Source organism: Devosia sp. (assembly GCF_028290645.1).
GTDB lineage: Bacteria > Pseudomonadota > Alphaproteobacteria > Rhizobiales > Devosiaceae > Devosia_A.
In genome coordinates this window covers 1-7,230 of the sequence record NZ_JAQGJL010000214.1, presented here as the reverse complement: position 1 = coordinate 7,230, position 7,230 = coordinate 1, and the positions used below count along the sequence as shown (strand labels likewise).

The window sequence follows — 7,230 nt, the reverse complement described above, 5'->3', positions numbered from 1 at the left end:
TCAGGGCATCGGAAAGCTGGAACTGACGGAAGAGCATCAGCGCGCCCGGGCCCTGGAGTCCTGGATAGGCGCAGTCGTCGCGAATTTCGAAGACCGCATCCTGCCTCTGGATCTGACAGTCGCCCGCGCTGCTGGTCGACTTTCCGCGCGGGCGTTCTCCATCGGCAAGCATCCAGGTGTTGCCGACATTCTGATCGCGGCCACCGCTCAGGTCCATGAGCTTGTGCTGCTAACCCGCAACACCAGGCACTTTGTTCCCTTGGACATAGCTGTCGCCGATCCTACGGTGAAGCTGCCCCACTAAGCCGCGCCATCCACCCGATGAGCCGCCTCCAGATACTCCGCCGACTGCATCTCGATCAGCCGCGACACGCAGCGCGCGAACTCCGCCCGCGTCCGCTCGTCCTTGCCGAGTTCATCGAGCGGCACCGCAAAGCTTGCCGCCAGCTTCACCCCCCGATCGTAGAGCGTATCGATCAGCACGATGAACCGTTTGCTCGCATCGGTCCGCAGCCGGTCGAACTGCGGCACGTGGTCGATTATCACCGTCTCATAGGCGTGGCCGAGCTTCACATAATCCCGCGCCCCGAGCGGCGCCTCGCAGAGCTCGGCGAATGAAAACCGCGCCGCCCCCATCGCCGCATGCGGCACCGGGATGACCCGCCCCAGCGACAGCAGTTCCGCCGGCTCGCCCACCACCCCGCCGGTGAGCTTCAGCCACAGCCGGTCCATCGCCGCGTCCACCTCGGGGCCCACCCCGAACTGGTACACCGCCTCGCCCTCGAACTTCCCCCGTCGATAATCGGTCGGCCCATCGAGCTCGACGATCTCGGCGTGCTTCTTCAATTCCGCGATGAACGGCAGCACCAGCTGCCGGTTGAGCCCGTTCTCGTAGAGATTATCCGGCCGGGTGTTCGAGGTCGCAACGATCGTCACCCCGCCCGCGAACAGCCGGTCGAACAGCCGCCCCAGCAGCATGGCATTGGTGATGTCCTGCACCTGGAACTCGTCGAGGCAGAGCAGCCGCACATCCTCGAGCAGCGGTTTCACCACCGCCGCCACCGGATCGGCATTGTCCGACTTGCCGCGCTCCGAGCGCCGGAATGCGGTGATCGCCTGGTGCATCTCGTCCATGAACTCATGGAAATGCACCCGCCGCTTCCCGGCAATCGGCACCACCTCGAAGAACAGGTCCATCAGCATGGTCTTGCCGCGCCCGACCTGCCCCACGAGATAGACCCCGCGCACCGGCTCGGCCCCCCCGAACAAGCCCGCGAGGAACCCGCGCGAGCCGTTCTCCTCCGCAAGCTCCACCGCCACCCGATCGAGCGCCGCGGCCGCCTTGAGCTGCAATGGATCGGCAATGAGCGCGCCGCCCCTCGTCAGCGCGTTCAACCTGTCGGTGACCGGTGTGCCTGCGGGCCCCCGCCGCGGGCGTGTCATGGAGCGTGCTCAGCCAAGATGGTAACGGTCTAGCGCTTCGACTGCGCTACCACCAGCGTCAGCCGACCATCGAGATGCCCTGACCGCCCGCGAGGGTCCCGATGAAGCGGTTCCCCGATACGATCAGCGAGGCGATGATATCGCCGTTCTCGTCGAACAGCTGTACCTGGTTGCCCACCAGCTGCCAGCTGGCGACGACGCTCAACCCGGTAAGCGCACAGCCCGGCGTCGAGGCGCGATAGCGCGAAGTGCCGGTTTTCGCCGTATAGGTGAGGTTGAGCTTGCACTGCTGCTCCCCCGAAACCACGGTCCAGCCGCCCAGCAGCTTCTCGATGCTCAGCCCGGTCGAAAGATCGCGTCCCGCCGACGGCACCGCCCCCACCGAGTCGAGCGTCACGAACGAGCCGTCCGCGCTCGCCACCTGCGCCGGCTGGCCGATCTGCCCCGTCGAATTGGGATCGAGCGGCGTCGGTTGCGCCAGCGAAGCGGTCTGCACCCGGCTGCCCGGCAGGGCGCCAAGGTCGGATGTCGCGACCGGCGTGTTCTGGATCGGCGTGATGTTCTCGGTCGAGGCGACAGTGCTGGTGGTCACCCCGCTCGACGCGCAGCCGGAAAGCACCAGCGCCAACCCGGCGACCACCGCAATGGACACGCCCGCGCGCCTCGAACTCACCATCGGCCCTGCTCCGTCAGATAGTTAACAAGAATTGACCGCGCGATATAGCGTGAACGGCCCGCGCGGTTCAACCGCCGACACCACATTCCCCTATGCGCGGATTAATGTGGCAGGTTTAGGGTCGCGGCGCCTCGTGCCTGTGGAAGCTGGCAACGAGCGGAGGCCTCAGTCGTCTCCCTCCCCCTTGTGGGAGGGATCAAGGGTGGGGGTGGCCCACGCTCCGTCCGTTGAGCATTCGCCGCAACCACACTCAGCCCCTCCCGCAGGGAAGGGAGGCCCAGGAGCCGAGGGGTCCCCCCTATCGCCGCGTCATCTCCGCAATCAGCGCCCCGGCCAGCAACTTGCCGTCCGCCGCCTCCTCCTCCGGCAATTCGATCGCGATCCCCTTGGGCCCATACACCCCCGGCAAGCCCGGCAGCCCGCTCTCGCCGCCCTCCTTGGGATGAAACCCATGCGCCTTGAGCGCCGCGATCAGCACGCGGGCGACGGACGGATCCTCGATCTCGGCCACGGTCGTGTACAGCTTATGCAAACTCCCGCTTGACCATCATCTGCTTGATCTCGGCGATCGCCTTGGCCGGGTTCAGCCCCTTGGGGCAGACCTTGGCGCAGTTCATGATGGTGTGGCAGCGATAGAGCTTGAACGGATCCTCGAGGTTGTCGAGCCGCTCCTCCCTGGCCTCGTCGCGGCTGTCTATCAGCCAGCGATAGGCCTGCAGCAGCACCGCCGGCCCCAGATACTTCTCCCCGTTCCACCAGTACGATGGGCACGAGGTCGAGCAGCAGGCGCAGAGGATGCATTCGTAGAGCCCGTCGAGCTTGGCCCGGTCGTCGCGGCTCTGCAGCCACTCCTTCTCGGGCGCCGGCGTCGTCGTCTTCAGCCACGGCTCGATCGAGCGGTGCTGGTCGTAGAACGTGGTGAGGTCGGGGACGAGGTCCTTGATCACCGGCAGATGCGGCAGCGGATAGACGCTCACGTGCCCCGCAATCTCCTCCATGCCCTTGGTGCAGGCGAGCGTGTTCGCCCCCGCGATATTCATCGAGCACGACCCGCAAATCCCCTCGCGGCAGGAGCGCCTGAGCGTCAGCGTCGGGTCGACCTTGTTCTTGATCCACAACAGCGCGTCGAGCACCATCGGCCCGCAATCGTCGAGATCGACGAAATAGGTGTCGAGCCGCGGGTTCTCGCCCGAATCCGGATCGTAGCGGTACACCCGGTACTCCTTGAGCCGCGTCGCGCCTGCCGGTTTCGGCCAGCTTTTGCCCGGCATGATCCGCGAATTCTTGGGGAGCGTCAGCTCAGCCATCGTAACCTCAGTAGTTCGGCTTGCAGATCTGGTTCGATTTGGCGACATAGGTATTGTACGCCGAATATTCACCCGCCGGCGGCGCCTTGCCCTTCATCGAGGCGATCACCATCGCCATGAAGTCCCCGTCGATCAGCGTCATCGCCGCATCTGCCTTGCACGAGCAGAGCGCGTCGTCCCCGGCAATCCCCATGCAGGTCTTGTAGAAATCCGCCTTCTGCGCCTCGCTCGGCGCCGCCGCTTGCGCCCCGCCCGCCAGCATCCCGAGCGCCACCAGCGCCCCCATAACCCGCTTCATCGCGTCTGCCCCGTTCCTCACCGCAGTTCCTTGCGGATCATCAGTTTCAACCCCGACCACACATCGGAAACCGCCGCCACCTTGATATCGACCAACCCGATCGGCAGCACCACCTCCCGGATCACATCTTCCGTGATATCGGTCGGCACCTTCGACGCCTTCTTCGGCCACGAAATCCAGATGATGCCATCGCGCGCAATCGCCTCCATCAGCGGCCGCGCATTGTCCTCGAGCACGGCGCGCGAGGCGGTGAACCCGTGGATGAAGTCCCAGCCCTTGCTCCCGCGCCACGTATCCCACTGTGTGTCGCGCACCTCGGCAAAATCGCGCGAGGTCCTGAGCTCGGCAAGCTCGCCCGGCAGCCCGAGAAACATCGCCCGCTGCCCATCTTTCAGGCCAAGCTTCTGTGGCAGCGGCGTGCCGGAATACCCGGACGCGGTCATTGCATGCCCCTCCACGAATGCAGGCGATCACCGTAGCCACTGGCACGCAACCGATCGATGAAGGGCTGATCGCGGGTAGCCAGCACGGCGTTGGCGTTCACCGCGCAGGCGAGAAAGCAGCAATCATAGGCGGGATGTGCCAGTGCTACAGAAAGCCTCAGCGATTCCGCTGCGAGGTCTGCCGAGCTTACAAGCCGGGATACCGTGTCCCGGATCAGCCGCAGGCCGACGAGCGCGCCATCCATGGTTGAGTTGCCGGCACGAACCTTCTTCGCCAGCACATTGGCGGCTTCCATCAGCAGAATATCGGGAGCAATGAGGTCTGGATTACCGAGCAGTTCTTCGGCGTACGAAGCATCCTCTTCAGGCAGCACCCACTGCAGCGCTATTGAGCTGTCGACGACGATCACCGGTCGCGATCTTCTCTTAGTAGCGTCAGGCTGTCCGTGGTTTGCGGGGGCATTGACGCGCGCAACGCGCGCGAACGCTCAAGCAGTTCCTCGCGAGTGGGCCGCTGGGCAACAGTCTCGATGCGGCGAGCAGCTTCCTGCTCAACGGTAAGCCCGTGCAGCCGAGCCGCCTGCTCCAACTGCCGCATCGTCTCGTCGCTCACCACCACCTTCTCGATAATGCCCATTCGAGCCTCCTCGAAGTACTGCTGGACCCTAATACACCCTCGCCTTCGGCGCGATCTTCTTCAAACTGATCCCGCCCTCGCTCTCCGGCGTCAGCGGGTCGACATGCACCGGCCGATAGCCCAGCCGCACCTCCCCCGCCCCGTCGATCCAGCTCAGCGTGTGCTTCCGCCACTCCACGTCGTCCCGGCTGGGGAAATCCTCATGCGCATGCGCCCCGCGGCTCTCGTGCCGGGCTTCCGCCGAAACCACGGTCGTTGCCGCGCAGGCCATCAGATTCTCGAGCTCCAGCGTTTCCACCAGGTCCGAGTTCCAGATCATCGATCGGTCGGTGACCTTCAGATCGTCCAGCGCCCCATAGAGCTGGCCGATCCGCCGCACCCCCGAACTCAGCGTCTCGGAAGTCCGGAACACCGCCGCGTCTTCCTGCATGATGCGCTGCATCTTCTCGCGCACCAGCGCCGTCGGCGAGCCGCCATTGGCGTTCCTGAGCCGGTCTAAGCGACCAACAATCCGCTCGTCCTCGGCCGTGGCGATCCCCCGCACCGCCGAGTGCCGGTCTACCACCTTCGCGGCCCTTAGCGCCGCCGCCCGCCCGAACACTACCAGATCGGTCAATGAGTTCGAACCCAGCCGGTTCGCCCCATGCACCGACGCGCAGGCGGCTTCCCCCACCGCCATCAGCCCCGGCACGATCCGGTCCGGATCGTCCGCCGTCGGGTTCAGCACCTCGCCGTGATAGTTCGCCGGGATGCCGCCCATGTTGTAGTGCACCGTCGGCAGCACCGGGATCGGCTCGCGCGTCAGATCCACCCCGGCAAAGATCTTGGCGCTCTCCGTGATCCCCGGCAGCCGCTCATGCAGCACTTTGGGGTCGAGATGGTCGAGATGGAGGAAGATGTGGTCCTTCTTCGGCCCCACCCCCCGCCCCTCGCGGATTTCAATCGTCATGCACCGGCTCACCACGTCGCGCGACGCCAGGTCCTTGGCGTTAGGCGCATAGCGCTCCATGAAGCGCTCGCCCTCCGAATTGGTCAGATACCCGCCCTCGCCGCGCGCGCCCTCGGTGATGAGCACGCCCGCGCCATAAATCCCGGTCGGGTGGAACTGCACGAATTCCATGTCCTGCAGCGGCAGCCCGGCGCGCGCCACCATGCCATTGCCGTCGCCGGTGCAGGTATGGGCCGAAGTCGCCGAAAAATACGAGCGCCCGTAGCCGCCCGTGGCCAGCACCGTATTCTTGGCGCGGAAACGGTGCAAAGTGCCGTCATCCAGCTTCCAGGCGATGACGCCCTGGCACGAGCCGTCCTCGCCCATGATCAGGTCGATCGCGAAATATTCGATGAAGAACTGCGCGTTGTGCTTGAGCGACTGGCCGTAAAGCGTGTGCAGGATGGCGTGGCCGGTGCGGTCGGCGGCGGCGCAGGTGCGCTGCACCGGCGGGCCTTCGCCATATTCGGTCATGTGCCCGCCGAAGGGCCGCTGGTAGATCCGCCCGTCCTCGGTTCGCGAGAACGGCACGCCGTAATGCTCGAGTTCATAGACCGCCTGGGGCGCTTCGCGCGCCAGATATTCCATGGCGTCCATGTCGCCCAGCCAGTCCGACCCCTTGACGGTGTCGTACATGTGCCATTGCCAGCTGTCGGGGCCCATGTTGGAGAGCGATGCCGCGATGCCGCCCTGCGCCGCCACGGTATGGCTGCGCGTCGGAAATACCTTGGTGATGCAGGCGGTGTTGAATCCCTGCTCGGCCATGCCGAGCGTGGCGCGCAGGCCCGCGCCCCCGGCTCCGACGACGACGACGTCGAATTCATGGTCGATGATATTATATGTACCGGTGACAGCCATAAGGGCTCAGCCTCCAAAGGCCAGTTTTAGAAGGGCGGCAACCGTGAGCAGCGCCACGGCCACGGCAAAGAAATTGTTCAGCAGCATCGACAGGCTGTGAAGGCGTGCATCGTGGACATAATCGTCGATCACCTCGGTCATGCCGATGCGCATGTGGAGGCAGACATTGATGATCAACAGCCCGAGGATGATCGCCACCACCGGCTGGCCGACGACCGCCACCATCTCGGCGCGCTCGGCCCCAGCCAGCCGCGTCACCACCCAGATGAGGAACAGCATGAACAGGACGTTGAAAGCCCCGCTCAGGCGCTGGACGATGAAATGGCGCGTCGCCGCCTTGGGGTCGCCATAATGATTATGCGGATTGGAAATGGTCTTGCTGTCCATGATCGCCTCAGAACCACACGAAAATCGCCCACGCCAGGAGCGTGAGAATGACCGACAAGATGATATTGGCCCAGGCCAACCTTTCGCGCACACCGGGCTCGAACCCGTTGACGCTGTCCCACACGAAGTGGCGCAAGCCCCCTAGCATGTGGTGGAACAATACCCAGGTATAGCCGAACAGCACCAATTGCCC

Annotated in this window: 11 protein-coding genes and 1 pseudogene; 1 reads left to right on the top strand and 11 read right to left on the bottom strand. The window is 64.9% G+C overall.

The annotated features are described in order from the left end of the window. Positions 1–304: PIN domain-containing protein (locus JWQ89_RS12200; RefSeq protein WP_299641368.1), on the top strand; the 304-nt coding region annotated here is incomplete at its 5' end. Here JWQ89_RS12200 and zapE read toward each other — a convergent pair. The 11 genes and pseudogenes from zapE to JWQ89_RS12145 all read right to left on the bottom strand — a co-directional run. Then, positions 301–1,443: a cell division protein ZapE gene (gene zapE / locus JWQ89_RS12195; protein ID WP_299641366.1), complete on the bottom strand. Its 1,143-nt coding sequence runs from the start codon at positions 1,441–1,443 to the stop codon at positions 301–303. The two genes, JWQ89_RS12200 and zapE, sit on opposite strands and share 4 nt — an antisense overlap. 58 nt (positions 1,444–1,501) lie before the next feature. Next, positions 1,502–2,095, bottom strand: a complete 594-nt coding sequence (locus JWQ89_RS12190; protein WP_299641364.1) for an AprI/Inh family metalloprotease inhibitor — start codon at positions 2,093–2,095, stop codon at positions 1,502–1,504. A 322-nt stretch (positions 2,096–2,417) separates the two neighbouring features. Further along, the gene (locus tag JWQ89_RS12185; protein ID WP_299641361.1) at positions 2,418–2,651 is read right to left on the bottom strand and encodes a hypothetical protein; all 234 of its coding nucleotides are present in this window, start codon (positions 2,649–2,651) and stop codon (positions 2,418–2,420) included. Next, positions 2,644–3,426, bottom strand: coding sequence for a succinate dehydrogenase iron-sulfur subunit (locus tag JWQ89_RS12180; RefSeq protein ID WP_299641359.1), 783 nt, complete (start codon positions 3,424–3,426; stop codon positions 2,644–2,646). The genes JWQ89_RS12185 and JWQ89_RS12180 overlap by 8 nt, the downstream gene beginning before the upstream one ends. 7 nt (positions 3,427–3,433) lie before the next feature. Continuing rightward, complete coding sequence (locus JWQ89_RS12175) at positions 3,434–3,724, bottom strand: hypothetical protein (protein WP_299641357.1); 291 nt, start codon at positions 3,722–3,724, stop codon at positions 3,434–3,436. A 17-nt stretch (positions 3,725–3,741) separates the two neighbouring features. Further along, on the bottom strand, positions 3,742–4,167 hold the full coding sequence (locus JWQ89_RS12170) for a DUF3052 domain-containing protein (RefSeq protein WP_299641355.1): 426 nt from the start codon (positions 4,165–4,167) through the stop codon (positions 3,742–3,744). Further along, complete coding sequence (locus JWQ89_RS12165; RefSeq protein WP_299641354.1) at positions 4,164–4,577, bottom strand: type II toxin-antitoxin system VapC family toxin; 414 nt, start codon at positions 4,575–4,577, stop codon at positions 4,164–4,166. Before JWQ89_RS12165 ends, JWQ89_RS12170 begins: the two co-directional genes overlap by 4 nt. Then, positions 4,574–4,804 (bottom strand): hypothetical protein, encoded by a 231-nt coding sequence (locus tag JWQ89_RS12160; protein ID WP_299641353.1) that lies wholly within the window; start codon positions 4,802–4,804, stop codon positions 4,574–4,576. The genes JWQ89_RS12165 and JWQ89_RS12160 overlap by 4 nt, the downstream gene beginning before the upstream one ends. A 28-nt stretch (positions 4,805–4,832) precedes the next feature. After that, on the bottom strand, positions 4,833–6,650 hold the full coding sequence (gene sdhA / locus JWQ89_RS12155) for a succinate dehydrogenase flavoprotein subunit (protein WP_299641352.1): 1,818 nt from the start codon (positions 6,648–6,650) through the stop codon (positions 4,833–4,835). 6 nt (positions 6,651–6,656) lie between these two features. Then, positions 6,657–7,037 carry a succinate dehydrogenase, hydrophobic membrane anchor protein gene (gene sdhD / locus JWQ89_RS12150; protein WP_299641351.1) on the bottom strand — a complete coding sequence of 127 codons (381 nt, stop codon included), beginning with the start codon at positions 7,035–7,037 and terminating at the stop codon, positions 6,657–6,659. A 7-nt stretch (positions 7,038–7,044) separates the two neighbouring features. Next, positions 7,045–7,230, bottom strand: a pseudogene (locus JWQ89_RS12145) (succinate dehydrogenase, cytochrome b556 subunit); the annotation flags it as partial.

Excerpts from the sequence above, each read along its gene's own strand:
- zapE (WP_299641366.1), bottom strand. The coding sequence starts at position 1,443 with ATGACACGCCCGCGGCGGGGGCCCGCAGGCACACCGGTCACCGACAGG.
- JWQ89_RS12180 (WP_299641359.1), bottom strand. The coding sequence starts at position 3,426 with ATGGCTGAGCTGACGCTCCCCAAGAATTCGCGGATCATGCCGGGCAAA.
- JWQ89_RS12175 (WP_299641357.1), bottom strand. The coding sequence starts at position 3,724 with ATGAAGCGGGTTATGGGGGCGCTGGTGGCGCTCGGGATGCTGGCGGGC.
- JWQ89_RS12170 (WP_299641355.1), bottom strand. The coding sequence starts at position 4,167 with ATGACCGCGTCCGGGTATTCCGGCACGCCGCTGCCACAGAAGCTTGGC.
- JWQ89_RS12160 (WP_299641353.1), bottom strand. The coding sequence starts at position 4,804 with ATGGGCATTATCGAGAAGGTGGTGGTGAGCGACGAGACGATGCGGCAG.
- sdhA (WP_299641352.1), bottom strand. The coding sequence starts at position 6,650 with ATGGCTGTCACCGGTACATATAATATCATCGACCATGAATTCGACGTC.
- sdhD (WP_299641351.1), bottom strand. The coding sequence starts at position 7,037 with ATGGACAGCAAGACCATTTCCAATCCGCATAATCATTATGGCGACCCC.